The 23,377-nt window shown below is 46.8% G+C and carries 21 protein-coding genes and 1 tRNA gene; 16 read left to right on the top strand and 6 right to left on the bottom strand.

Annotated features, from left to right (window positions below):
• The first annotated feature begins 167 nt into the window (after positions 1–167).
• From putP to dnaE, 8 genes are all read left to right on the top strand, one after another.
• Positions 168–1,676: a sodium/proline symporter PutP gene (gene putP / locus Q0380_RS05865; protein ID WP_298961296.1), complete on the top strand. Its 1,509-nt coding sequence runs from the start codon at positions 168–170 to the stop codon at positions 1,674–1,676.
• Positions 1,669–3,012 (top strand): DUF2130 domain-containing protein, encoded by a 1,344-nt coding sequence (locus Q0380_RS05860; RefSeq protein WP_298961293.1) that lies wholly within the window; start codon positions 1,669–1,671, stop codon positions 3,010–3,012. The genes putP and Q0380_RS05860 overlap by 8 nt, the downstream gene beginning before the upstream one ends.
• Positions 3,013–3,841: 829 nt before the next feature.
• On the top strand, positions 3,842–4,378 hold the full coding sequence (locus Q0380_RS05855; protein WP_298961290.1) for a hypothetical protein: 537 nt from the start codon (positions 3,842–3,844) through the stop codon (positions 4,376–4,378).
• 252 nt (positions 4,379–4,630) lie between these two features.
• Positions 4,631–4,707, top strand: a tRNA-Ile gene (locus tag Q0380_RS05850).
• 249 nt (positions 4,708–4,956) lie between these two features.
• Entirely contained in the window at positions 4,957–6,267 is a 1,311-nt protein-coding gene (locus Q0380_RS05845) for a dicarboxylate/amino acid:cation symporter (protein ID WP_298961285.1), read from the top strand.
• Positions 6,268–6,295: 28 nt separating this feature from the next.
• Positions 6,296–6,976 carry an amino acid racemase gene (locus Q0380_RS05840; protein ID WP_298961282.1) on the top strand — a complete coding sequence of 227 codons (681 nt, stop codon included), beginning with the start codon at positions 6,296–6,298 and terminating at the stop codon, positions 6,974–6,976.
• An 80-nt stretch (positions 6,977–7,056) separates the two neighbouring features.
• Positions 7,057–7,203, top strand: a complete 147-nt coding sequence (locus Q0380_RS05835; RefSeq protein ID WP_298961279.1) for a hypothetical protein — start codon at positions 7,057–7,059, stop codon at positions 7,201–7,203.
• Positions 7,204–7,299: 96 nt separating this feature from the next.
• A complete protein-coding gene (gene dnaE, locus Q0380_RS05830) occupies positions 7,300–11,433 on the top strand; it encodes a DNA polymerase III subunit alpha (protein ID WP_298961276.1) in 4,134 nt (1,377 codons plus the stop codon).
• A 679-nt stretch (positions 11,434–12,112) separates the two neighbouring features.
• Here dnaE and Q0380_RS05825 read toward each other — a convergent pair.
• The 6 genes from Q0380_RS05825 to Q0380_RS05800 form a co-directional block, all read right to left on the bottom strand.
• Entirely contained in the window at positions 12,113–12,277 is a 165-nt protein-coding gene (locus Q0380_RS05825) for a hypothetical protein (protein WP_298961273.1), read from the bottom strand.
• Positions 12,278–12,830: 553 nt separating this feature from the next.
• Positions 12,831–13,442: an ATP phosphoribosyltransferase gene (gene hisG, locus Q0380_RS05820; RefSeq protein ID WP_297924251.1), complete on the bottom strand. Its 612-nt coding sequence runs from the start codon at positions 13,440–13,442 to the stop codon at positions 12,831–12,833.
• Positions 13,439–14,059 (bottom strand): type III pantothenate kinase, encoded by a 621-nt coding sequence (locus tag Q0380_RS05815; protein ID WP_298961270.1) that lies wholly within the window; start codon positions 14,057–14,059, stop codon positions 13,439–13,441. The genes hisG and Q0380_RS05815 overlap by 4 nt, the downstream gene beginning before the upstream one ends.
• Positions 14,046–14,336 carry a hypothetical protein gene (locus Q0380_RS05810; protein WP_298961267.1) on the bottom strand — a complete coding sequence of 97 codons (291 nt, stop codon included), beginning with the start codon at positions 14,334–14,336 and terminating at the stop codon, positions 14,046–14,048. Before Q0380_RS05810 ends, Q0380_RS05815 begins: the two co-directional genes overlap by 14 nt.
• 31 nt (positions 14,337–14,367) lie before the next feature.
• Positions 14,368–15,381, bottom strand: a complete 1,014-nt coding sequence (locus Q0380_RS05805) for an L-seryl-tRNA selenium transferase (RefSeq protein ID WP_298961264.1) — start codon at positions 15,379–15,381, stop codon at positions 14,368–14,370.
• Positions 15,381–15,932, bottom strand: coding sequence for a hypothetical protein (locus tag Q0380_RS05800; protein WP_297883045.1), 552 nt, complete (start codon positions 15,930–15,932; stop codon positions 15,381–15,383). The genes Q0380_RS05805 and Q0380_RS05800 overlap by 1 nt, the downstream gene beginning before the upstream one ends.
• 116 nt (positions 15,933–16,048) lie before the next feature.
• On the opposite strand from Q0380_RS05800, the gene gatC reads away from it, so the two are divergent.
• From gatC to Q0380_RS05760, 8 genes are all read left to right on the top strand, one after another.
• Complete coding sequence (gene gatC / locus Q0380_RS05795) at positions 16,049–16,336, top strand: Asp-tRNA(Asn)/Glu-tRNA(Gln) amidotransferase subunit GatC (protein WP_291939991.1); 288 nt, start codon at positions 16,049–16,051, stop codon at positions 16,334–16,336.
• A 10-nt stretch (positions 16,337–16,346) separates the two neighbouring features.
• On the top strand, positions 16,347–17,429 hold the full coding sequence (locus Q0380_RS05790) for a type IV pilus twitching motility protein PilT (RefSeq protein ID WP_005871218.1): 1,083 nt from the start codon (positions 16,347–16,349) through the stop codon (positions 17,427–17,429).
• The gene (locus tag Q0380_RS05785; RefSeq protein ID WP_298961261.1) at positions 17,429–18,106 is read left to right on the top strand and encodes a CvpA family protein; all 678 of its coding nucleotides are present in this window, start codon (positions 17,429–17,431) and stop codon (positions 18,104–18,106) included. The genes Q0380_RS05790 and Q0380_RS05785 overlap by 1 nt, the downstream gene beginning before the upstream one ends.
• Positions 18,103–18,570: a Fur family transcriptional regulator gene (locus tag Q0380_RS05780; protein WP_298961258.1), complete on the top strand. Its 468-nt coding sequence runs from the start codon at positions 18,103–18,105 to the stop codon at positions 18,568–18,570. Before Q0380_RS05785 ends, Q0380_RS05780 begins: the two co-directional genes overlap by 4 nt.
• A gap of 1 nt (position 18,571) precedes the next feature.
• Positions 18,572–20,065: a lysine--tRNA ligase gene (gene lysS, locus Q0380_RS05775; RefSeq protein WP_298961255.1), complete on the top strand. Its 1,494-nt coding sequence runs from the start codon at positions 18,572–18,574 to the stop codon at positions 20,063–20,065.
• A gap of 2 nt (positions 20,066–20,067) precedes the next feature.
• Complete coding sequence (locus tag Q0380_RS05770) at positions 20,068–21,315, top strand: serine hydroxymethyltransferase (RefSeq protein WP_291939982.1); 1,248 nt, start codon at positions 20,068–20,070, stop codon at positions 21,313–21,315.
• Positions 21,316–21,404: 89 nt separating this feature from the next.
• Entirely contained in the window at positions 21,405–22,436 is a 1,032-nt protein-coding gene (locus tag Q0380_RS05765; protein ID WP_298961249.1) for a hypothetical protein, read from the top strand.
• Complete coding sequence (locus Q0380_RS05760) at positions 22,436–23,221, top strand: shikimate dehydrogenase (protein ID WP_298961246.1); 786 nt, start codon at positions 22,436–22,438, stop codon at positions 23,219–23,221. Before Q0380_RS05765 ends, Q0380_RS05760 begins: the two co-directional genes overlap by 1 nt.
• The last annotated feature ends 156 nt before the right edge of the window (positions 23,222–23,377 follow it).

Below are 23,377 nucleotides of genomic sequence, written 5' to 3'. Positions count from 1 at the left end.
CAGTCAAAACAAATACGACCTTTAAAATTTTCTCGTTCAACCAAGGCGCCTTTTTCTTAAAATTTAAATGGCAAGAATACTAAAATTTCGTTAAAATCTGGCTAAATTCCGAAAGTAAAATTTTATTTGAAATAGAGTAAAATTAGCTTTTTTAAAAGGAGGTAACGATGAGCTTTTGGACCTATTGCGCAATCGCGATATATTTCAGCGCACTTATTTTTATAGGTAGGTATTATTATGACAAGAATGCGAGCTTAAGCGAGTATCTGCTCGATAACCGCCGCCTAGGCCCATTCGTAACGGCACTTAGCGCGGGCGCTAGCGATATGAGCGGCTGGATGCTTTTGGGAGTGCCCGGCGCGATGTTTGCAACGGGAATTTGCAATATCTGGATAGCCCTAGGACTTTGCGTGGGCGCATGGTGCAATTATAAATTTCTTGCAAAAAGACTTAGAATTTACACCGAGGTAGCAAGCGACAGCGTCACGATCCCGGATTTTTTAGAAAACCGCTTTAAAGACCGTACCAAGACGCTTCGCATCATCTCGGGGCTTTTGATCATCATATTTTTTACGCTCTATGTTAGCAGCGGCATCATCGCGGGCGGCAAGACCTTTGAGAGCTTTTTCGGGCTAAGCTTTACCTACGGCGCGGTCGCTACGATCTTAATCGTCGTGTTTTATACCTTTTTCGGCGGATTTAAGGCCGTCGCGATCACCGACGCATTTCAGGGTGCGCTGATGTTTGCGGTGCTTATTTTAATCCCTCTGTTTTCTTACCGCGCGCTGCAGATCCCTGCGGACAGCTCCTTTTTGGCGCAGGTACGGCTATATGGCGCGAACCATCTTGATCTATTTTACAATCAAAGCTTCTTAGGCGTTTTGGGTCTGCTTGCTTGGGGGCTCGGATACTTCGGGCAGCCGCACATCATCGTGCGCTTTATGGCGATCAGAAGCTCGCGTGAGCTTGATAGCGCGCGCCGCATCGGAATTTCGTGGATGGTGCTAGGTCTTGCGGGCGCGATGCTTAGCGGTCTGATCGGCTTTGTGTATTTTTCGCAAAAGGGCCTTAACATAGACGATCCCGAAAAAATTTTCCTAGAGCTCGGTAAAATTTTCTTTCATCCATTTATCCTAGGCGTGATAATCTCTGCGGTACTGGCGGCGATTATGAGCACCATCTCAAGTCAGCTTTTGGTAAGCGCTAGCGCGGTTACGAAAGATTTTATCTTCGCGTTTTATAAAAAAGAGGTGAGCGAGCGCACGCAGACGCTAAGTAGCCGTATCGCCGTCGTGATCATCGCCGCAGTCGCCGCGATATTGGCGTTTGGCTCAAACGATACGGTGCTAAACGTCGTCGGAAACGCCTGGGCGGGATTTGGCGCGAGCTTCGGCGCGGTGCTGCTTTTTAGCCTGTATTCTAAAAAGATGAGCGCGCTCTCGGCTTTGGTGGGCATGCTCGTAGGCGGTATCACGGTCATTTGCTGGATCTTATCGGGGCTTTCAGGGGTCGTTTACGAGCTGCTGCCAGGCTTTTGCTTTTCGGCGCTTGCGATACTGCTCGTAAATCGCTACAACTCGGTGCTTGATAAGATGGCTGATGAGCCCAATGCCGCGCAAATTTCGCAGGAATTTGAAAAGATGAAAGAGCAGAGTTTGGGAAGCAAAAATGGCTAACGTAAAGTGCCCGCACTGCGGCTCGCAGATTGATATAGACGAGGCGTTGCAACGCGATATCAAGGCTAAATTTGAAGATGAAATTTTGCAGCAGAAGCGAAAGTGGCAGCAGCAGCAAAACGAAGCCACGCTTAAATTTGAAGCCGAGATCGCCGCTAAGCGTGAGGAGTACGCGAAGCATCTTGCGCAGCTGCAAGCGAAGGAAAACGCTTTCGAGCAGCGCGTAAAAGCGGCGACCGATTCCGCGCTAAACAACGAGCGGGAGAAAATTTTAGCGCTCGCAAAATCTCAGATCGAGAGCGAAAATGCGGCGAAATTTGAAATTTTACAAAAGGAGCTGCAAGAAAAATCGCAAAGAATTTCGGAGCTAAATTTAATAAAGGCCGAAATGGAAGCGCAAAAGCGTAAATTTAGCGAGCTTGAAGCCGAGAATAAAGCCAAATCCGAGATCGAGCTAACCAACCGCGTAAACCAAGAGCGTGAGCGGCTTTCGAAGCAAATTTCGCAGGAAAATGAGCTGAAATTCCGCCAAAAAGATGAGCAGATCCAAAGCTTAATCGGCCAAATAAACGAGCTCAAGCGCCGCTCGGAGGTGGGCTCGCAGCAGCTTCAGGGCGAGGTGCAGGAGCTTGCGCTACAGGAGTATCTGCGGCTAAACTTTCCTTTGGACGAGATAGATGAGGTCAAAAAGGGCGCGCGCGGCGCAGACTGCGTGCAGACAGTGCATACGAGGGAGTTTGCGGGCTGCGGTAAAATTTTATACGAGAGTAAGCGCACGAAAAGCTTCGAGCCCAAATGGATCGACAAACTCAAAGACGATATGATAGGCGAGAGCGCGCAGATCGGCGTTATCGTCACCGAGCAGATGCCGCCTCACAGCCCTAGGCTGCATCAAGCGCCGAGCGATGCTAGCATCTGGATCTGTTCGTTTGAGGAATTTAAGGGGCTTTGCGCCGTCTTGCGCGAACATGTCGTGGCGCTTGCGTTTGCCAAAAGATCGGGGCAAAATCAAGATAGCAAAACGGCGATGCTCTACGACTATCTGACCTCGCCCGAGTTTGCAAACCAGATAAAGACGATCGTTTCGGCATTTGTCGGCATGCAAGAGAGCCTAAATAAGGAGCGCAACGCGATGGAGCGCATCTGGAAACAGCGTGAAAAACAGATCGCGCGTGCGCGAGACGGCGCGATCGCGATGCACGCAAGTATCAGAAGCATCGCCGGAAGCGGCATAGCGCAGCTGGAGGACGTCGATGAAATTTTAAGCCTCGAGGCGATTGCGACGGAGAGCGAAGCGGGCGCGCTTCAAAACCAAGACGGCGACGAGACGCCATAGCGGCGTGCGGACGGGTCGCCGTCTGAACGAAATGCGAGGCGGCCTTGCGTCGTGAGGCTCAAATTTTGTAAAGTAACACGATATTTGTCCGCGGACAAGCGGTGCTAGAATTTCAAGAAGTAATTGCCGTATGCTTTTGAGTTTGCGAGGTTGGAATTTAGCTTGTGAATTTTATCTCGGCAGAAATATGCCGCACCGTGTAGCGTGTAAAATTTTAAATTCATAATTAAGGAAGCGCTTCATGTTGCGAAAATTTGATTTGGAATTTCTATCTTGTATCTCAATTAGGAAGATTTTACACTAAAAGCTATAGCAAAATTTTTAAGAATTCGCTTTTCTGTACTGTAAAAATTTTAAAATTTTGATCTGCAAATTTTATAAAATTTATGAAATTTTTTAAATTTCGGCATCGAAATTTTAGAATTTCTAATATTTTTTAAAACAAATTTAAATTTTTTAAACACCATCGCCGCAGTTATTTGCATACTAAAATTTTATCGATGAAAAGAGTTTGTTGCCAATCGTTAAACCCCATCCCTTATCATTTCGCAGTTGTTTTGCGCATGGGAAATTTTGCGCGTACAAGACTTGTTTTGTGCGGCATAGCGTGCAGGTTGCATCAAATACGCCGCAAAAGCAATGGTGGGCTGTGCAACGTCTGTAGCAGGCGGCTTGCTTGATTTACATAATTTATAAAGAGGTAAAATATGCGTATTTTAGGCAACATTATTTGGTTTTTTCTAAGCGGTTGGATTTGGCTATTTTAACTTATTTGTCGGGTTTAATCCTTAACCATTTTAGTCGGACCGCTCCCGCGGGATTGGGTCTTATGGAATACAGTAAATTTCTATTTTTACCTTTTACTAGCGATATGGTGCGCAAAAATAAAAGCTCGCTTGCCGTCGCCGCAGAGTCGCTGCAGAACTACAAATATGACGTAACGCCCCAAAAAGTATCCGTAGCGACGATAGTAGCTGCGGTTTGTATCGTAGCAATCGCTTTACCTGCAGTAGCGATTGCGGAACCAGGGCTGACTACTAGAGATGATGCGGAGATTTCTAGATTAGCGACAAATTTAAGTACCGTTAAATACGATCTAGACGCTTACTATATCTCTCAAGGCAAATTCGCATCCGATTTTTCGGTTATGACGAATGTTCCGCTAGAGCCTAACGGAGCGAATTCCGCATATCTTAAAAGCTTAAAAGGGGATAAATGCTTTCTAATCAGCGTAGACGGCGAAAAGAAAACTATCTCTATCGAAAAAGGTCCCGATGCCGAAAATAATATCTGCCAGGGAGCGTATGAGCTACCTGGCGTCCCTAAAATGCTATCGGAGCCTATTAGCGTGAAAACAAGCTATTAATTCACGCGATTTAAGGGCGGATTAGATTATGGCGGCGGATTTAAGAGCCGGAATATATAAATTTTGTCTTAAATTTACGCCGCCTTATGCGCATGAAAGCGATCTGATAGTAAATCAGATAAAGTCGCGCGCTTTGGCGTGAAATTTAGCCACAATTTGAGCGGGCCTAAGTTTCATAAAATTCTGCGGTTAGAATTTTAACGCCGTTTTAAGATTATTTTTGTAAAATCACATTTCTTTTTCACCGCTGGCGGGCTCATAGCTCAGTTGGTTAGAGCATCCGGCTCATAACCGGATGGTCCTAGGTTCAAGTCCTAGTGAGCCCACCACCACAAAATTTCGGCTTTTCACTGCATCAAAATTCACAAAATTCCATAAATTCCATGCGTCGTTTTTCCTTTGAAATTCCGCTTCATAACTTCAAAAGACAAAGCTTGCCGCATAATTTCAGCTTTAAAATTTGGTTAAGCTCGCAATTGAATTTTCAAATTTAACTTTCATTTGGCGACCGATTAAATTTTATTTTATGGCAAGTTGCGGTAGAATTCCGTTAAAATTCTTAGTGCAGGGAGATGTCCATGTCAGAAAATCAAACGAAAAAAGGCGGAATTTTAGCCTTTTATTTTAACTCAAGCTTGCTTTGGCGCATCATTATCGCTTTAGTGTTGGGCTCTGCGATTGGTATGTTACTACCTAAAAATATGCCGGTGGGCGATACAACGTGGGTGGCGATTTTAACACCTTTGGGAGATCTTTTCGTGAGACTTTTAAAGATGATTATGGTGCCGATCATTATCTGTTCGCTGATCGTGGGCACTAGCAGTATCTCGCCCGCGCACCTGGGCAAAGTAGGCGTTAAGGCGATCATATTTTACGCTATAACGACGCTTTTTGCGATCGTCATCGGCCTAGCGTGTGCGTTTGTATTTTCTCCAGGTAGCGGGCTTGATCTAAGCGATGCGTCCAAGGCTGTCGAAAAGGCAGCGAACGCGCCTAGTATGAGTAAAATTTTGCTTAATATAATTCCTACGAATCCTTTTGATTCCATAGCCAAGGGCGAAATTTTGCCGATCATCGCGTTTTGCTTATTTCTTGGCGTAGGGCTTGCGTTTTGTCGCGACATTAGTGATGCTCGTATTAAAAATTCCGCTGATACGGTTTATAATTTTTTCGACGGAATGAGCGAGATTATGTTTAAGGTCGTGCACTGGGTAATGCAATACGCACCAATTGGCGTTTTTGCGCTAATGTTTGTAGTGTTTAATAAAAGCGGTATCGAGGCTTTCAGCTCGCTATTAAATGTCACGATTACCCTATACGTGGGACTTGCGATTCAAGTATTTGCGGTTTATTGCGTTATTTGTATGCTTATCGGAGTTAGCCCGATTAAATTCCTTAAAAAAGTGCGTCCGCCGATGCTTACGGCTTTTGTTACCCGCAGCTCCAACGGCACGCTTCCGATTACGATGCAAACCGCCGAAGATATGGGAATTCCAAAGGCGATCTACGGCTTTGTTTTGCCCGTGGGCGCTACGGTGAATATGAACGGCACGACCGTATATTTGGGCGTGTGCACTCTTTTTATCGCTAATGCTTGCGGTATCGATCTAAACAGCAGCCACTACCTCACGATCATCATCACTTCGATGCTTGCGGCGATCGGAACTGCCGGGGTTCCGGGAGCCGGTGCGCTGATGCTGCTTTTAGTGCTCGAGTCTATCGGCGTCAAGGTAAGCGGTAATGTAGCGATCGCTTACGGAATGATTTTGGGCATTGATGCGATTTTGGATATGGGGCGAACCTCGATGAACGTAACGGGCGATGTTGTCGCGTCGATCTACGTCGCAAAGAGCGAAAACGAAATGGATATGAGTAAGTGGGAGAATTAACCCAATTAAAATTTAGAAAGGACGAGCTATGAAAAGAGTTGGAATTATCGGTGGAATGGGACCTTTGGCGAGTGCGGATCTGTATATGAAGATCATAGAAGAGACTGCGGCGGGCAGCGATCAAGAAAATATTCCGCTTGTAATCGATAGCTATCCGCAGATCGAAGATCGCACGGCGTTTATCTTAGGCAAGGGCGAAAATCCGCTTCCGCGCCTAAGCGAGAGCGCCGTTAGGCTCAAAAATGCAGGCTGCAAGGCGTTTGCGATGGCGTGCAACACGGCGCATTTTTTCGCAGACGATGTAGAAGCTGCGGTGGAAATCCCGCTAATTCATATCGCCGAGGTCACCGTAAAAGCGATTCGCAAAAATTATCCAAACGCCCATAAAATAGCTGTGCTAGCAACTATCGGTACAAAAAAAGCTAAAATTTACGACGATCCGCTTAAAGAAGCGGGGCTAATCAGCGTGGATCTCGGCGAAGAAAATCAAGCGGTTTTGATGGATTGCATCTACAAAGGTGTTAAGGCGGGCAAGACTGCCGAATACGTGGGAGCTTTTGAGAATTTGCTAGGCAAAATCGATGCTGATATTTACGTCGTTGCCTGCACCGAGCTGCCGCTATTTTTGCCGTTAATCAAAAGCGATAAAATTTTCGTCGATCCTACTAGAGAGCTTGCTAAAGCGATCGTGGAATTCTCAAGATCGTAGAGCCGCAAGGCTTTGCAAGCGCGAATTTTAAACCGCAAAATTTTACGATGATTTAAGTCGTGAAATTTTACGGAACTATATTGAACCAAAATTCCATCGAGGCGGAATTTTACGATAGCAAAATTTCATCACAGGATTTTAAGCTTAAAATTTTGTCAAAATTTAATCCGCAAAACCCAGAATGTAAAACCTTCGAAGTAAAATTCCGTAACAAAATTTACTCGTAAAATTTCGCGCTGAAATTTAAGCTAAAATTCCATTAAATTTGACCGTTTCTAAAGCCCGAATTTAATATAATCGCTCCAACAGAAAAAAGGATCAAAATGAGTGACTACACCCACCTGCACCTTCACACCGAGTATTCGCTGCTAGACGGCGCAAATAAAGTAAGCGAGCTCGCCGAGCTTTTGCAGAGCCGCGGCACCAAGGCGTGCGCGATCACCGATCACGGCAATATGTTCGGCGCGATAGACTTTTATCAGACGATGAAAAAGCACGGCATTAAACCTATCATCGGCATCGAGACCTACCTGCACAACCACGAGGATATCGGCGATAAAAGCGACCGCCAGCGCTACCACTTGATACTGCTTGCCAAAAACGAGACGGGTTATAAAAATTTAATGTATCTTAGCTCGCGCGCGTTTTTGGACGGCTTCTACTACTATCCGAGGATCAACAAAAAAATTTTAAAAGAGCATAGCGAGGGGCTCATTTGCTCCTCGGCATGCCTAGCGGGCGAGGTGGAATTTCATCTAAATAGAAGCGAGCGAAATTTAAAGCGCGGCGCGGGCGGCTACGAAGCGGCGAAAAAAGCGGCGCTTGAGTATAAGGAAATTTTCGGCGAGGATTTTTATCTAGAAATCATGCGCCACGGCATCGGCGAGCAATTAAACGTCGATAAAGACCTCATCCGCCTTTCGCGCGAAATCGGCGTCAAGATCATCGCCACGAACGACGCTCACTACTCGCGCAAGGATCGCGCCAAGGCTCACGACGTCTATCAGTGCATCTCGATGGGCAAGACGATCAACGATGGCGACCGCCTAAAACACGTCGTTTCGGAATTTTACGTAAAAAGCGATGAGGAGATGAGGCGGCTTTTTGCGGATATCCCCGAAGTGATCGAAAATACCGCCGAGATCGTAGAAAAATGCAATCTGAAATTTGCTTTCGACGAGAAGGACTACGCGCCGACGCCGCCGAATTTTAAATTTACGATCGAATACGCCGCTAGGCTCGGGCTTTCGCTTCCGCAGCCTGATGAGCGCTATAGCTTTTCAAACGATGACTTTTTATTCGATTATCTGTGCCGCGAAGGGCTTAAAGAGCGCCTTAAATTTATTGATCCTACTAAGCATGAAATTTATCGCGAGCGCCTGGAAAAGGAGCTTGCCATCATCAAAAACATGCATTTTTCGGGCTATATGGTCATCGTGCAGGATTTCATCAACTGGGCGAAGGATCACGACATTCCGGTTGGCCCAGGTCGCGGCTCTGCGGCGGGCAGCATCTGCGCGTATGCGCTTCGCATTACTGACCTCGATCCGATCCCGTATAATCTACTTTTTGAGCGATTTTTAAATCCGTCGCGTATCTCGATGCCCGACATCGACGTGGATTTTTGCCAGGCGCGCAGAGGCGAGGTGATCGACTACGTCATCGATCAGTATGGCAAATACAATGTAGCGCAGGTTGCGACCTTCGGTAAGCTGCTCGCGCGCGGCGTCATCCGCGACGTGGCTCGCGTCTGCGATATGCCGCTTTCGCAGGCCGATAAGATGGCAAAGCTGATCCCCGATAAGCTCGGCATCACGCTCAAGCAGGCTTACGACGCCGAGCCGAAGCTGAAAGAATTTATCGATGCAGATCCGATCGCACAGCAGGTTTGGGAGTTTGCGCTGGGCCTTGAAGGGCTAAATCGCAATGCAGGTATGCACGCTGCGGGAGTGGTGATCTCAAACGAGCCGCTGTGGAACAAAGCGCCGCTATTTAAGCAGGATAAGGGCGAGGATGCGCGCCTAGTAACGCAATACACCAAAAATTATCTCGAGGACGTCGATCTGATAAAATTTGACTTCCTGGGTCTAAAAAACCTCGACGTTATCGATAACGCCGCCAAGCTCGTCAAGCGCCGCTACGGCCGTGATATCGTCTGGGAGGAGATAGATTTCAACGACCACAAGACCTACGAGACGATTCAAAGCGGTAACACGCTGGGGATTTTTCAAATCGAGGGCGTGGGCATGCAGGATCTTGCGATGAACCTGCGCCCCGACCGCTTCGAGGATATCATCGCGATGATCTCGCTATACCGCCCGGGGCCGATGGATCTAATCCCTGATTTTATCAGGATCAAACACGGCGAGCTGAGCGCTAGCTATATCTTCCCAGAGATAAAAGAAATTTTAGAGCCCACATACGGTATCATCGTCTATCAAGAGCAGGTCATGCAGATCGTGCAGAAGGTGGGCGGCTTTAGCTTGGGCGATGCCGATCTGGTGCGCCGCGCGATGGGTAAAAAGGATGAGAAGAAGCTTGCCCACATGCGAGAGCAGTATCTAAGCGGTGCCAAAGAGCTGGGCTTTGACGTAGCTAAGGCGGATGAGTTATTTGATCTGATTATGAAATTTGCCTCCTACGGCTTTAACAAATCCCACGCCGCGGCGTATTCGATGATCACCTTTCAGACGGCCTATCTTAAGACCTACTATCCGGCGGAGTTTATGGCGGCGCTGCTTACTTCAGAGGAGGGCAATACCGATAAAATTTCAAAATATATCGACGAGGCTAGCCGCCTGGGTATCGGGCTTTTGCCACCGTCGATCAATCAAAGCTTAAGAGGCTTTAGCGTCGTGGATGACGAAAATTCCAAATCGGGCACCTCGATCATCTACGGTCTCGGCGCGATCAAGGGGGTGGGCGGCGCCGCGATCGAGAATATCTTAGAGCTTCAGAGCGAGGCTAAATTTCAAAGCATCGACGATTTTGCTTCGCGCGTGGATAATTTCCGCGTCAATAAAAAGGTCATCGAGTCGCTGATCTACGCAGGCGCGATGGATTGCCTGGGCAAGAGTCGCCTGGCGATGATTCAAAATATGGAAAATATCCTAGACGTGATGAAAAAAATCACCGAGATTAAAAAGGACGCCGCAAGCTCGCTTTTTGGCGAGGATGAGGATATGACTAGCGGCATGAGCGTGAGCTTCGTCGATACCGACAAGGAATTTCCGCAGGGCGAAATTTTGAAATTTGAGCAGCAGACCGTGGGCGTGTATCTTTCGGGACATCCGCTAGATGATTACAAAGAGGAGATAGAAGGTATCGACTACACGCTATCCTCGGCATTTAGCGAGATCGAGGGCGATAGCGCCGAGGTGCTTAGCGTGGGGCGGATCGAGGATCTATCCACGCGCATGACGAAAACGGGCAAAAAAATGGGGATTTTAAACGTGCTTGATCTGCACGGCAGCTTCGAGCTCGCGGTGTTCGATAACGCGCTAAAGGCGATCGAAAACTTAAGCCCGCAGGAGCGGGAGCGCCCGTACGCCTTTATGATTAAAATTTCAAAAAGCGCGGTCGGCGGCGCAGCGTATCAGCTGTCGTTTCTTTCGATGATGAGCCTGCAAAACGCCCGTGATCCGAGCTTTCGTCCGCACGCGGGAGTATTTCTGGGCGAAAATCCGCTAAGAGCCTATGCCGCCGAGCTTGGCGGCATTTCATACACCAAATCCAGCGAATTCGGCGAGCTGGTAGACGACGGGGGCGCGGGCGTTAAAATTTTATGCGTCGGCAGGATCGAAAACGTCTTTTCGCGCACGACCAAATCGGGTAAGCAGATGGCAAATCTTACGGTGCTTGATCTTGCGGGCAGCTTCGAGATGAGCGCGTTCGGCGATATTTGCGATGCGGTCACTGCGCTAACGGATGCGCAGCTGGAGCGCCCGATGGCGTTTTGGGCGCGGCTTAGCAAAAACACGAGCCCTTACGGCGGCAAATTTCAAATTTATCTGGATGAAATTTTAACTCTAGATGCCGCGCAAAATATCGACGGCTACGTGCCTAGTAAGGTGCGAGGCTCCGGTGGTAGGGAGCGCGGAGGCTTTAACGGCGGCAATTCCGGCTTCGGTGGCGAACGAAGTGGCAGCTACGGCGGAGAGAATTCTGTGGGGCGAAGGGGTGGGTTTGCTGCGGAGGATCCCGCCCTTAAGGCGCGCAAAGAGCGCGAGGCACAGCGAAAAAACGCGCAGGATTTCGAGTTTGAGCTAAGCTTAGGCGAGCTTAGTCGCGAGAAAATTTATAAAATTTACTATCTCGCATTTTGCGACACGGCGCTGAAAAACACCAAGCGGCTGATTCTGCGAATCCGCAACGGCAGCGAGGTGCTAGTTTATCCGACCGAATACATCGTGAGCGATAATTTCACTGAAAAGGTGCGCGAAATCATCGCGGCGTAAGCGCGGCTCTCTCGCCGCGCTAGGTCGGTTAAAATTTTTATTCTTGCTTGTTGCGCCGCACGCAAGAGGTATTTGAGTGCGCAGAAAGCCTAGGCTTTGACGCGGTTGCGATAAGAGACGACAATTATTTTAGGCTCAAAGCTTGCCGCAAGTAAAATTTACGGCGCGACACATAAGAATCGTAATCACGCAGATCGTCCGTGATATCTAAATTTATTGCGTTTATTGTGCTCTCAATTTACAAAAATATAGACCACCCTCTGCTTCATTGTAGCGATAAAAGTTCATGGCGCGCCGTTTGAGTTACCGCAATAACAGCTCGCCGTGCCTCGGTAGAGAATGAATTATATTGCCGCGCTAGCCTACCTGCGGCACGACAAACGGCATGAGCGTTTTTAAATTTCTAGCTAAATTTTTGCGAAGTTTTACTTTGGCGAATCTCCACGCAGCTTTAAAATTTTAAACTTTAGCGGATTTGAAATTTTTAGGTATAGCTTTATTACGTAAAATTTTATCGTGGTAAAATTTCGCCGAGCAAATTTAGTAAAGCACGCAAAAACGGACTCAAGACGTGCAGAAAAAATCCGAAACAAAGCTGACCAAAGCAAACGGTGCCCGAAAAAATCAAGCTAGCGCGGACTGGGCTCGAGCCGAGCCAGGTGCCGGGATGCAACCTGTCTTAAATCCAAAATTTATCAAAATTGTTAAACGGCTGTATTTGAAATTTTTTGCGCTGCATATATTGCTCGCGCCAAGTGTATTTATCCTGCCCGAAAATATAGGTGATAATGCTGCTTGTGCGGGCTTTGTAAGCCTTATGAAGCAGCTTTTCAAATGTCGCCATGGCAGTTGGCTTATACGCAGGATTTGCGGAGCTTTACTTAGTTGCGATGTGGTCGGCTAGCATCTTGATTTTGGCGTGGGCTATTTTTTATGCTTAAAAAGTAGCGCCGATTAATTTTCGTGCGATTTTGAGCGGTGAAATTTCGCGAGTTGAAATTCCGAAATTCTGCCGTTTCCAAGCCGCATGAATTTGAGCTCAAATTTAGAGTTCGCGAGAATTTTAAATTTTACGACGTGAAATTGTGAAGCGGATTTTGGAATTTTGAAATTCTGCGCCGTGGAGGTTTAGAATTTCGCGAGCTGTAAATTTAGGGCTAAATTTTAAAATTTGTAGCGATAGAATTTTAAAATTTTATGCTGCGCGGCTTGGTAAAGCGCCTCCGTTTCTTGATAGATCAAATTTGTAAGCTGGTTTGAAATTTAATCGGTGCGGTTGCTGCCGCAAAATTCTATCTGTAACGGCGGTTTTTAAACGACAGCGCCGAGACGAGCAATGATGATTTACGGAAGTGCGCCGCGCTGGTCGCAAATACCGTGCGGCGGGCAAGCGAGCGTTAGGCGATCGTGCGGGCTAGTTTATCTCGCAGGTTTAAAATTTCATCGCGTTTTAGTACGAAGCTGTTTTTGTTGGCGATGAGGTGCGCGGAGCTTTGCATTATGGTTTCTGCGGGTTGCAGCCCGTTTTGTTTCATCGTAGCGCCGGTTTCCACGACATCTACGATGGCATCGGCAAGCCCTATGAGCGGGGCTAGCTCGATCGAGCCGTAGAGTTTGATGATATTTACGGCGACGGCCTTGGAGGCGAAGTACTCGCGAGTAATGTTGGGCATTTTTGTAGCGATTTTTAGGCTAGGAGCGCCGTAGTTTAGCTGGGTGCCCGCATGCACGCCCACGCAGACGCGACATTTTCCGATTTTAAGATCGAGCAGCGTAAGCACATCCGGGCGATGTTCCTCAAGCACGTCAAGCCCTACTACGCCGATATCCGCAGCGCCGCCCATAACGTAAGTAGGGATATCTTGGTTGCGGACGTATAGGAATTTAAAATCGCCCTCTTGCATTATGAGTTTGCGATCCTCAAAGGCAAAATCAAGCCCGAAGATGGTTTTGAAAATTTTAAGTGTATCGTCGGCTATGCGGCCTTTGGGAAGCGCTATGGTTATCATGCTAGCCCCTTTTTTGCGATTAAGCTCACCATCGATTTAAAGATGAGATCCTTCTCATAGATCGAGTTGCGAAAATACCGCATCAGATAGGCTCCGTCACCGCCCGTGAAGTAAATTTTATTATTGCCCGCGATGTTTGCGATGGCAAGCACGATCGGCTTTAAAATCCCGTAGTTTACGGCATTTACGGTCTTTTGCGGTAGCGGATCCAGATCGATATTGCTAGCTAGCGTGACGTCCAGCACGGGCGCGATGCTTGCGAACGACTTTAAAAGCGTGCCGATACCGGGCATTATAAATCCGCCTAAGTGTGAACCTCTAAACATCAAATCCACGGTGATCGCGCTGCCCGCATCGACGACGATGCCCGTCGTCACCGCCGAGCACGCCGCTATGCGGTCGATCCCAAGCCCGCGGTAGGCGGTTTTTAGCTCAAAGTGCGGCGCCAGATCGACAAACAGAGGGTTTTTCAGCTTTTTTTTCACACTATCATTGACGCTAATGAAAAAAATTCGCTCCTTCGGCTCGTACCGCATAAACTCCGCTACGGGCATACTTTGCGTTACACCGCCTTTATAAAATTTAACCCTGGAATTTCCTACGTCACACAAAAGCATAGAGGCTAAATCCGTTTTCTTTTAAAAATTTCGCACTTTTAGAGCACATTTGCGAGTTGTAAAACAGCGCGCGCTTTTTCACGACCTTGCCTAGGCTTGCGCTAATGCCGCTTGCGAGCGATAGCAGAAATTCCGCGTCGCGCATTACAAAGCGAGACTTTGCGTCGCGCATAAACAAAAGGACGTTGTAGCTTTTTAGATCCACGCCGAAATATGCGCCGTATGAGCGCGAGCGCGTGAAGCTAGCGATATCTAGCGTTTGAAATTTCTGAAGCAAGAGCCCTTCGCGAACGCAAAGTTTTGAAATTTTATCTAGCATCAAAATTTAAAATTTTATCGTCGTAGTAAAATGAGCTGCCTGCGATAAAGGACTTATCATCGAACTCGCCATTTAGCTCGTAGATCGCTTGTCCCTCTAAATTTTCGTCCACGCGGATCACGTAGCCGTTGCGCTCGATGATATACAAATAGCCGCCGCTAAGTAGCGCGCCGCTAAACTGCGCGAAGGTAAATTTACGCGATTTGATCAAATTTAGCCCGCGATCGAGTAGCTCGACTCTGCCGTCTTTTAAGAAAAGATAAATTCTATCGCCGCTAAAAATCACGTCTTTGATGTCTACGTTATGGTTTTTATTGCCAGCAGGACTTACCAGCATTAGCCTAGTGGCAGTTACGGCATAAAGGTTATCGCCCTTGTTTTCTAAGGCGATAATGTTGTTAAAAAACGGCTGGTTGCTCACGACGAAATCGCGTGCCGAGCGCCCACCTACGTTTTCTGCGATGCTGACTAGTCCGTCTAGTGCAGGATAAGCGATAAGCTGGTTGATAAATATTGGTGACGCCACGCGCGAATCGATTGCGAATGCATCGCCTACTTTATGATCGAGTACCACTGCGCCCGAGCTTAGCTTGATAAGCATGATCGAATCATCGCTCATGACTAAAGCTAAATCATCGCCGCGTATATTTGCACTGAGCGCTTGTCTGCCGAGGGCCTTTTCAAATTTTACGGCGCCTGTGCCACTAACTACTTTAAGCGTGCCATTGATATCGGTTACGACGAAATTTCCATCATATTCACCTAAAAATTTCTCACTTTTTAAGACTTTGAAATTTTTTACCAATCCGTTTTTAGAGATTACTTCGCCGTCTTTTAGCGTAGCGCCATCTTTACTAACCGCTACGATTTCCGACGGCAGTGAGCCGTTAAATTTCATATCGCCTGTGATGTTTTCGTCGCTAGGTTCGAAATACTGGCGCTTCGTCGAGCAGCCCAAAAATAAAAACGATAGTAAAAGCGTAAATATCAGCGTTTTTTTCATTATTTATTGCCTCCATAGTGTTTCAAAGCAAGTGCGATTTGACGAACTGGCGAGTTGAGTGGAATTTTATCTAGCTCTGCGTGAGCTTGCTCGATTTTGCCCTCTTTTAGTAGGTCGTAGCCTTTGAGCAAAGAATCGTAATCGGCGAGTAGCACTCCGCCTTGTTTGCCGTTTTGTAGATTTATTATCTCTTTTAGCATAACATCGATGCCTTGGGTATTTTCTAGCGCCGCTCGCTCGTCTGCAGAGCCGTTTTGCAAAATATAAAGAGCGTATAGATTTATATCTTTTTGCTTAAGCTCGGCTAGCTTAGCGTCGTCGCGCTTGTTAAGCAGCTCGTCATAGATCGCATTAGCACTTGCTATGCGGCGATCGCTTAGAAATTCATTTGCGTAATATCCGATAAATGCTACGATCAAAACCGCAGCCAAAAATATCAGCGGCTTTTTGTATTTTTTTACGAAAATTTCACTTTTTATGACGCTTTCTAGAAACTGCTCTTCTGTGCCAATCTCTTTTTTCACGCCTTCGATGTCGTCTTTTAAAGCCAAAATTTAGTCCTTTATTTGAGAAAATCGGCGTAATTGTAGCATAAAAAATTTTAAATACCGCCTAAGATAAAGAATTTTTATGATATAATGTCGCATTTATCAGAAAAAGGAAAGTTATGATAATAGACGATGCCTTGCTAAGCAAGCTGGAAAGGCTATCTGCTCTTAAAATTCCAGATGCTAAGCGAGAAGAATTTAAAGGTCAATTAAATAATATTGTAGATTTTGTAGAAATTCTAAATGAGCTGGATTTACAAAGCGGCGAGGCGGCTATCACTACGCTAAAAGGCGGTACTCCGTTTCGCAAAGATATCCCACGCAAAAGCGACGTCGCAGAAAGCGTCTTAAAGCATGCTCCGCAGTCCGAAGGCGGCTACTTCGTAGTACCGAAAATCATAGATTGAAAGGAATTTTATGGAAGAAGTTCAAAGAAATTTAGTAGATATCGAAACCCTACTAAAAACCGTCGTTTTTAACAAAGCGAGCGACCTTCACTTAGTTTCGCGCTCGGCGCCTCAAATACGTATCGACGGCACACTGCGCCCACTTGCCATGGACCCGCTTAAGGGCACGGATATCGAGTATATCTGCTACGCGCTCATTACCGATGCTCAAAAAAGTGCGCTCGAGGAAAATAAAGAGCTCGACTTTGCGATCGAGCTTCCTAATATCGGACGTTTCCGTGGAAATTACTACTACACTATGAACGGTGATTTGGCTGCCGCATTTCGTATTATTCCTATCGATATTCCTAGCCTGGACGATTTAAAAGCCCCTACGATTTTTAAAGAGGTAGTCAAGCACGAAAAAGGCATGATTTTGGTTACCGGACCTACCGGTAGCGGTAAATCAACTACTCTTGCCGCGATGCTAAACGAGATCAACGAAAAAGAGCGCAAGCACATCATTACCGTTGAAGATCCGGTCGAGTTCGTCCATACCAATAAAAAAGCGCTTTTCTCTCACAGAAATATCGGCACCGATACCCATTCCTACGCTAATGCGTTAAAATTTGCCTTGCGTGAGGACCCGGACATTATCCTAGTTGGTGAGATGCGCGATAGAGAGACTATCTCGATCGCCATTACCGCTGCAGAGACCGGTCACTTGGTATTTGGTACGCTACACACCAACTCCGCGATGCAAACGATCAACCGTATTATCGATAGCTTTGATGGCGGCGAGCAGCTCCAAGTACGAAATATGCTCTCCGTGTCACTTACCGCGGTCATTTCGCAATCGCTTTTGCCGAAGCTTGGCGGTGGACGTATCGCGATCCATGAAATTTTGCTAAATAACAATGCCGTAGCAAATCTAATCCGCGAAAACAAAGTCCATCAAATTTACTCTCAAATGCAGCTAAATCAGCAATCTACCGGTATGATAACTCAAACTCAAGCGATGGTTAAAGCGATCCGTGCAAATCAAATTTCAAAAGACACGGCATTTAGGTACTCGACTAACCTGCAAGAGTTAATAGGCGTGGTGGGTGCTTGATGGAAGGTATTAATTGGTTCGACGTCGGCTGTTTAGTACTCGTAGTGCTCTTCGGATTGCGCGGTATCACCAACGGCATTGTAAAAGAAATTTTTGGAATTTTGGGTCTCATCGGCGGTCTTTTTGCCGCGATGCGCTATAAAACTATGGCAGGCGAGTGGATTGCAGCAAAAATTCCAGCTTTACATAATGCAAACGGCGTGCTTTCGGGCGACACGACGCAGGTTCTCATCGGCTTTATCGCTGTGCTTTTTGGCGTATGGATCTCGTGTCTGATTATAGGCGAAATCATTTCAAAATTCTTTAAATGGAGCGGACTCGGATTTGTCGATAAGATCGGCGGTTTCGTGTTTAGCGTAAGTAAAATTTTCTTGATTTTTGCAGTTATCGTTACGCTTGCAAGCGGTCCTATGTCGATGAACGAACAGACCAAAAGGTATTTTGAAAGCAGCAAAACTGCGCCGATTTTTTTAAAAATAGGAAATTGGATTTTAAATCTCAAAGACGATCCGAAGATCAAACAAAGCTTAGATTCTATCGGTTCTAAGATGGATGACAAGCTCTTAAAAGATCAAAATTCTACCGCCCGTATGAACTCGGATCAAAATCAAAGCACTGAACCTAGCGATTTTAACGCCAGTTCAGAAGTAAATTCTACAGAAAGGACAAAATTATGAATGCAAAAATCGAAAATTTAGAGTTTGACGCTCTAATTGTTGAGTTTAAAAAGGCGCTTGCCGCTAGCGGTCTAAAATATACCAAGCAGCGCGAGGTTTTGCTCCGTACGCTTTATAACAACAACAAGCACTTCACACCTGAGGCACTTCACAACGAGATCAAAGCGAAATTTCCGGAGCTAAACGTAGGCATAGCGACGGTGTATCGCACCTTAAATTTACTAGAGGATTCGGGGATGGCGACATCGATCTCATTTGGCGCACAGGGTAAGAAATTTGAGCTTGCGAACAAGCCTCACCACGACCATTTAATCTGCAAAAGCTGCAACAAGATCATAGAATTTCAAGACGCTACTATTGAGCGAAAACAGCTTGCCGTCGCCAAAGAGCACGGTTTTGCGCTCACGGGACATATGATGCAGCTGTATGGAATTTGCCCTGAATGCGCGGCAAAAAGGAAGTAGATTGTTTGATAGCCAGTTAGAAATCCAAAGGATAGACAAGGCGTCGGAACTTCGGAATTTAGGGGCTAATCCCTATCCGCACTTTCTAAAAAAAGATATGAGCATAGCCGAGTTTAAAGAGAAATTCGGCTACATAAAAGATACCGAGGATAAAAAAGCGAGCGAGGAGGTAAGCCTCGCCGGGCGGCTAAAGCTAAAGCGCGTCGCGGGCAAATCCACCTTTGCAAACATAGAAGATCAAAGCGGCAATATTCAAATTTATTACTCGCGCGACAGCATCAGCGAGGAGGATTACGCTAAATTTAAGAAAAATCTTGAAGTGGGCGATATAATTTTGGTGCGCGGATATGCTTTCGTCACCCAGACGGGCGAGTTTTCGATCCATGCTAGCAAAATAACGCTTGCATCCAAAGCGATCTGCCCGCTTCCAGAGAAATTTCACGGCTTAACCGACATCGAGATGCGCTACCGCCAAAGATACCTCGATATGATAATGAACCCCGAGATCCGCGAGGATTTCATCAAGCGCTCGATCATCGTTAGCGAGATCCGCAGCTTTTTTGAGAAACATGGATTTTTAGAGGTTGAAACGCCGATGATGCACCCAATCGCAGGCGGCGCGAACGCTAAGCCATTTATCACGCACCACAACGCTCTCGACGTCGATCGCTACCTGCGTATCGCACCGGAGCTGTATCTTAAGCGCCTCGTCGTAGGCGGCATGGAGGCGGTCTTTGAGATCAACCGAAACTTCCGTAACGAGGGTATGGACCTGACGCACAATCCGGAATTTACCAGCATAGAATTCTACTGGGCGTGGCATGATTATAACGACGCGATGAACCTAACTGAGGAGCTATTTAAAGCGCTGTTTAAAAGGCTCGGGCTGGGCGAAATTTTAACTTACGATGAGCGCGAGATCGATTTTTCAAAGCCTTTTGCGCGCATAAAGTATCTCGACGCGCTTACACAGATAGGCGGCATCGAGCCGCAGATCGTAAATGATCGCGAAAAGATCATCGCAAAGCTCAAAGAGGATAGGTTTGAAGTCAATGAAAAGCTCGATCTGGGCCACTTGCAGAGCGAACTTTTTGATAATTACGTAGAGGCTAAGCTTATAAATCCGACCTTCATCGTGGATTTTCCAATCTCGATCAGCCCGCTTTCGCGCAGAAGCGACGAAAATCCGCAGATAGCTGAGAGATTTGAGCTTTACATCGCAGGCAAGGAGCTAGCCAATGCTTTTAACGAGCTGAACGATCCTCTCGATCAATACGCCAGATTTAAGGCTCAAATCGACGCTAAAAACGCGGGCGACGACGAGGCTCACGAGATGGATGAGGATTACGTTCGCGCGCTTAGCTACGCGATGCCGCCGACTACCGGCTGGGGGCTTGGAATCGATCGCTTGGCGATGATTTTGCTGAATAAAAAATCGATCCGCGACGTGATTTTGTTCCCTGCGATGAGGCCGCTAAATTTAGAGAAGGAGTGAACGTGTCAAATTTAGAAAAATTCGATAATGAAATTTTTAGTCTAACCAATAAAGAGCTTGCCCGCCAGTGCGATTATTTGGAGATGATCGCGAGCGAAAATTTTACCTATCCCGAGGTGATGGAGGCGATGGGCTCGGTGCTAACGAACAAATACGCCGAGGGCTATCCCGGCAAGCGCTACTACGGCGGCTGTGAGTTCGTAGACGAGATCGAGCAGATCGCGATCGATCGCTGCAAAAAGCTTTTCGGCTGTGAGTTTGCAAACGTCCAGCCAAACAGCGGCAGCCAAGCCAACCAAGGCGTCTATGCCGCATTTTTGAAACCTGGCGATAAAATTTTAGGCATGGCGCTTAGCCACGGCGGACATTTGACGCACGGCGCGAAGGTCTCAAGCAGCGGAAAGATGTATGAGAGCTTCGAATACGGCGTGGAGCTTGACGGCCGCATAAACTACGATAAGGTGCTTGAGATCGCTCAGATCGTAAAACCAAAGATGATCGTTTGCGGTGCGAGCGCCTATACGCGCGAGATAGATTTTGCTAAATTTAGACAGATTGCAGATAGCGTGGGCGCATTTCTTTTCGCCGACGTAGCGCACGTCGCAGGGCTTGTCGTCGCGGGCGAACATACTAATCCGTTTCCGCACTGCCACGTCGTAAGCTCGACCACGCATAAGACGCTTCGCGGTCCGCGCGGCGGCATCATAATGACTAACGACGAGGAATTTGCTAAAAAGATCAACTCGGCGATCTTCCCTGGTATCCAGGGCGGCCCGCTAATGCACGTCATCGCCGCTAAGGCGGTGGGCTTTAAACATAATCTAAGCCCGGAGTGGAAGGTCTATGCCAAGCAGGTCAAGGCAAACGCTAGAGTTTTGGGCGAGACGCTGGTTGGGCGCGGCTTTGATCTCGTTAGCGGCGGCACCGATAACCATCTGATTTTAATGAGCTTTTTAAATAGGGATTTTAGCGGCAAGGACGCTAGCGCAGCGCTTGAAAACGCAGGTATCACGACGAATAAAAACACTGTGCCGGGCGAGACGCGCAGCCCGTTCGTCACCAGCGGTATCCGCGTCGGTAGTCCCGCGCTTACCGCGCGCGGCATGAAAGAGAAAGAATTTGAGTTTATCGGAAATAAAATCGCCGACGTGCTAAGCGACATCTCGAATTCCAAGCTTCAGGCGCAGGTCAAAGAGGAAGTGCGGGATTTGGCGCACCGCTTTATCATCTACGACCGCGCGATGTATTAAATTTAATAAATTCGGGTAAGCTTACCCGAATTATCTATTTTAAGAATTTACGCGATGAAATTTTAAAATAGATAATCTTAGGAGATAACATGAACGATAAAAATTTCGATATGAGCAGCATAGACGATATAGTGATAAACAGCGGCAACGTCGATAAGAACGCAAATTTAAAAAAGGGTCTTACCGTCGCAGCCGGCGTCGTAGTTTTATTCTTAATAATTTTAATCATAATGAAGGCTATTAATAAAGACGATATTGATACTAACGCAGGTCTTACTATGCCTAGTGAAGAAGAGCTTGCCAAAGCGGAGCAAAAGCCTGCCGTACAAGTTCAAAAACCTGAGCCTTCACAGCCTGAGCCTGTAGAGGTGAAATCAGAACCCAATGCAGCATCTGCAGCTCCAACCAAAGTAGAGATAAAAACCCAAGAGCCTAATTCCGAAAGTAAGGTTGTTGCAAGCGCTCAGCCTGAAGCACAGAAAGTAGAAATCCAAAAGCCCGAAATCAAAGAAGAGCCAAAAAAATCCGAAGTTAAAATAGAAAGTAAAAAGATTGAGCCTAAAGACGAAGCCAAAAAGCCTGAGAAAACAGACGTAAAAAAGTCCGAGCCTAAGAAAGAATCTGCAAAAGACGAGATCAAAAAAGAACCTTCTAAAACCGAAATTAGAAAAGTCGAGCAAAAAGTAGAGCCTAAAAAAGAACCCGAAAAACAAGCAAAAGCAGAAGTTAAAAAAGAGCCTTCAAAAACGGAAGTTAAAAAGGAACATGCTAAAGCTGAAGCCAAAAAAGAGCCAGCAAAACCTGAGTCTAAAAAAGAAGCCAGCAAGCCGGAGTCTAAAAGCGAGAGCGTAAAAGCTGGCATTGCAGCAAAGAGCACCAGCACCAGCGTGGCAAACGGCAGTTATGTGCAGGTTTTCGCATCAAATGCCTACGATCCAAACGGGTCTGACACTAAAAAAATCACTAAAAAAGGCTATAATCCGATCGCTCTGCAAACTCACGTCGGCAGCAAGAGCGTGACTAAAATTTTAGTTGGACCTTTTGAGGGCGAGGCGCTACAAAAGGCACTTAGCGATATGCGCAGCATCAATAGCGGAGCGTATATCTACCGAGTGAAATAGTGGACAGATTTGCGGTTTTCGGCAACCCGATCGCCCACTCTCTCTCGCCGCTACTTCATAATTACGCGATAAAATTTTTGGAGCTGGACGCCTACTACGGGCGAGTTTTGCTGCAGCGCGGCAAGGAACTGCGAGCTAAATTTGAAGCTTTAAAGCTTGCGGGTGCGAACGTAACCGTGCCTTTTAAGCTTGACGCGCTCAAAGCCTGCGATGTCCTAAGCGAGGCGGCCAAGCAGATCGGCTCGGTAAACACTCTAGTGCTAAAAGGCGGCACGCTGCACGGCTTTAACACCGACGCCCAAGGGTTTTTCTGCGCGATCTTGGGCTTTGGCGAGATTCGCAATGCGCTTATTTTAGGCGCGGGCGGCACGACGCGGGCAATTGGCTACGCGCTAAGCAAAAACGGCATGAAATTTGACATCCTAAACCGCAGCGCAAAGGATTTTGACTTCGGCTGCGAGGAATTTTTTATCTATGAAAATTTCAGATCTAAAGACTACGATCTTATCGTCAATGCCACTGGCGCGGGGCTCAAAGATGACGCGCTGCCTGCGCCCGAGGGGGTAATAGATGAGATTTTATCCCGCGCGAAATTTGCTTTTGACGCTATCTACGGCAAGCAGACTCCGTTTTTACAAGCCGCACGCGCAAAAAATCTGCCCGCAAAAGACGGCAAGGAGATGCTTATAAATCAGGGCGCGCTTGCTTTCAATCTCTTTTTCGGCGGCAAATTCGACTTAGCAGAGATTGTATCGCTGATGAGCCGTGCTGCGAATTTGTGCTAAATCGGCTCTTGGGCTTTTCAATTATCCGCCCAGTCTAATGAAATGCTTTAAATTTTGCGTCGAGTTAATTATCCGTTCTTAAATTTTATATCGTGTAGCTTTGGGCATTTGATTTTAAAATTCTTACGTCTGCTTCGTATTAATTTGTCTACAAAA

Source organism: uncultured Campylobacter sp., assembly GCF_937959485.1.
Classification (GTDB): Bacteria; Campylobacterota; Campylobacteria; order Campylobacterales; family Campylobacteraceae; genus Campylobacter_B.
The sequence above is the reverse complement of the archived record's forward strand: the minus strand, read 5'-3'. Positions and strand labels throughout refer to the sequence as shown.